General features: G+C 64.1%; 2 protein-coding genes and 1 pseudogene. All 3 read left to right on the top strand.

Translation table 11 applies throughout. The annotated features are described in order from the left end of the window. Positions 1-1,128 precede the first annotated feature (1,128 nt). Positions 1,129-1,527 carry an MbcA/ParS/Xre antitoxin family protein gene (locus QR78_RS36610; RefSeq protein ID WP_048430000.1) on the top strand — a complete coding sequence of 133 codons (399 nt, stop codon included), beginning with the start codon at positions 1,129-1,131 and terminating at the stop codon, positions 1,525-1,527. Positions 1,528-1,595: 68 nt separating this feature from the next. Beyond that, a complete protein-coding gene (locus QR78_RS23425) occupies positions 1,596-2,183 on the top strand; it encodes an RES family NAD+ phosphorylase (protein WP_244276278.1) in 588 nt (195 codons plus the stop codon). Positions 2,184-2,757: 574 nt separating this feature from the next. Further along, positions 2,758-2,942 (top strand): annotated as a pseudogene (locus QR78_RS36755) (ISL3-like element ISMdi2 family transposase); the annotation flags it as partial. Positions 2,943-3,117: the final 175 nt, after the last annotated feature.

Raw genomic sequence — 3,117 nt, 5'->3', positions numbered from 1 at the left:
CGCAACGACAACGTGAGGAGAGTTGGTCATAGGTCCAGACACAGGGCCGATACAGCGCCATCTGACGCCAGACACTGTATCCAGAGCAAAGCACTACAGGCACAAGGCGGCCTTCACCGAGCGCTTACCCCCTCCCCCCGACTGCGCTCATAGATGATTGCACCGCCGCCCTCTCCCGAGGCGGTGGCTGGGCCTTGCTAAGCTGGCTACCAGCAGGCGCCGGCCGTGTCCCGGGGCGTGGTGTAGCTGCGTGTGGTCCGCCACGGTGACCGGCAGGACCGAGCGCTGTTCGTTGTCCGGCCTGGCGCTCCACTCTTCTCGAAATGTGCATGGCAGATAACACTATGCCAGCTCGGTCGTCGCAAAACGGAAGCACGCGTCTAAAGCCTCAGAGGGCCGAACCGCTGTTCAACCAGTTGCAAAACATTCTGGCTGCCCTCCCAGAAACCGGCGATGACGGTTTCGAGGGACTGGTCGCCGCAGCCTGCCCCAGTTGGCCAGTGTTCCATTCCGCCTCGTTGGGTCCGGGTGGCAATTCGGGCCGGACGCCGAAGGGCCCCCGAACAGCGGTGCCATCCTTGTCGAAGCGAAGCACTACACGAGCCGCTTGTTCTATGCTGAGTTCGCGACGGAGCTCATCGAGGCGCTTGAGCGCTCGCGCCGTCACGTCGAGGTATGGTGCGCCGCCGCGACGGTAGCCCTCGATGCGGCCGACGCCGGTGACTTGTGCTCGATGGGAGAAGTGCACGGCACGGCGGTGCTCATCCTAGACTGGACGCCAACCCGTGCCACCGCTTGCCATGCTCCTGGCCAAGCAGACCGGCGCCGCCACGGTCGGCACGCCAAGCTCGAGCGCTGGCTCAAGCGTTGCGACGACATCGAACATTGCCGGTGTCACCAAAGAGCCCGGCCGCGAGCGGGATCCGCATCCCTAGCAGCTTGGATCAACCCAGCTAAGCTATTGTTATAGCTTGCGCTTTCTGCTGCTGCTCGCCATGGTTCATCCACAGCCTTCAGCCGCCTACCTACGTTTTCTGGGAACAAGAACCTTGCGCGAACGTTCAGTTCGCAGTAAGCAGGTTTGCCAATTGGCGACACGAATAGCGCCAGGTGGCAGGGGTGAGAGACATGCAAAACGCTCGCCGTGTAGAAGCCTCTCCAGGCCGTCCATCCACTAGCAGCGTCGCCACGAAAGCCGCTGTGCGCATAGCTGGTGCGTGGGGCCTAACGACCGCCGAGGCGGCCAATTTGCTCGACGTTGCCCCCCGGACCTTCTCCCGCATGAAGAGTGGCGAGCATGCCGGTGAGTTGCGCAGAGACCAGCTTCTGCGTACGAGCGCCCTCGTGGGCCTTTATAAGGGGCTGCACCTCTACTTCAGCGATGAGCTCGCCGACCGGTGGCCACGCATGCCCAACAAGGGTGAGGTGTTCGCGGGCAAGAGCCCGATTGAATACATGCAAGCGGGTGGCCTGCCGGCGCTGATGGAGACGCGCGCCTACGTGGACGCCATTCGGGGTGGCATGTGATTCCAACGACGGAAATCGCGCAGCAGCGGACGGTTCGCCTCATCCCGACCGCCTATTACAAGCCGCCAGTGCTGAAGGCCCTTGTCGACTCAGAGGAGGAGCTTGAGGCACTTGCGGAGCTTGAGGCTATGACCTGCAGGCGCTTGAGCGATGCAGCGGTCGCTGCGAGCCAGCATTTCGACCGTTGGGGGCACACTTTCATATCGGCCGCGTTCACGTACACTCGGCCGACAGGAAACCGATTCAACGATGCGGCGATCGGAGGGTGGTATGCGGCCTTCACCGACCGGACCGCGCTTGAAGAGGTTGCGTTCCACAGGACACGGGAACTCCTTAACATCGGTCATCTGCACGACCAAGTGCAGTACGTCGCTCTGCATGCCTCGTTCATCGGGAAGTTCCACGATCTCCGTGGCGTCGACCCCCGGCCCGAGTGTCTCGACCCGGATCCGGGGGTTGGCTACCCCGCCGGCCAGGCCCTTGCCCGCGATCTGAGAGGCGCGGGTGGGCGGGGTATCCTCTACCCATCTGCTCGACACCCAGGGGGCACGTGCATCGTCGCCTTACAACCTAATGTAGTGCAGGACGTATCCCCCGGAGCCAAGTGGAAGCTCACGTGGGCAGGTTCAGTCGAGTGGGCGGCCGAAACGGTTTAGCCGTCGCCACATTCCCGGCCCCGGTATGGCTGGCGCACAACGAAGTCAACGCGATCAAGGGCTCGCTCGGTCCGGGCGAGAGCATGTAGGAACGCTTCCTCTGCTTCCTACGCGAGACCTTCTGGCTCCCCGACGGGTCCGACAGCAGCGCGTTCGGTGCTGGTATCGTCCATGCGGCGGATCTTCTGGACCAGGGCGTCGGGACTGCCATGGCGGCTGGGCCGACCGCGTTCTAAATTCTGGTTCGCGCACCGGCGGGCCGTGTGGTGCCTCCGGATAGTTGCTCCTGAACCGAGGATCAGAGTTGCGCTTTGAGCCCCAAAGTTCCGGTCTAGTCGGGTGCTGAACTGATCGGAGCGGTCTATCTCGTGGGCCGCCCCGATCGTTTTGACAGGTGCGTGCGTACAGCGCGGCTGGTGCTCACAGCGCCGCTATTCGACGCATCAGATGGGGCTCTGGGCACTAGCATTACAGTTGCAACTGCCTCTTAAGGTGAGCTTGGCGGGCCGCAGCTTGGTGAGCGCGCCGCCAAGCTGACCGGGCGATGACAAGAGCCGGTTCAATGCGCCGTTGAGCGAGCCGGGCCAGCGGCGACACGGTTCTGTGCCCGATCCGTCGACGCGGCATCGCCTCTTCGCCGGCTCCGCGCGTTGTCGGTATCGATGATTGGACGTGGCGGCGCGGTCAGTCCTACGGCACCATCGTCTGTGACTGGAACGGCGGCGCTTCATCGACCTGCTGCCCGGTCGCTCCGCGGCGGAGGCGGGTGCACAGAGCCGGATGCGATGGCGGGCCATCTGTGACGAGGTGCGGCGCCGTCACGCCAGCGGCGAGCCGCTGCTTGGGATCGCCCGTGCCATGGGGCTGGCGCGTGCCATGGTGTGTGCTCGCGCAAGCCCCCGAGAGCGACCAAGCGGTCGAGGAAGCGCCGGGC

The organism is Methylobacterium indicum, assembly GCF_001043895.1.
In the GTDB taxonomy this organism is placed as follows: Bacteria; Pseudomonadota; Alphaproteobacteria; order Rhizobiales; family Beijerinckiaceae; genus Methylobacterium; species Methylobacterium indicum.
This window is presented reverse-complemented; position numbering and strand designations above follow the sequence as displayed.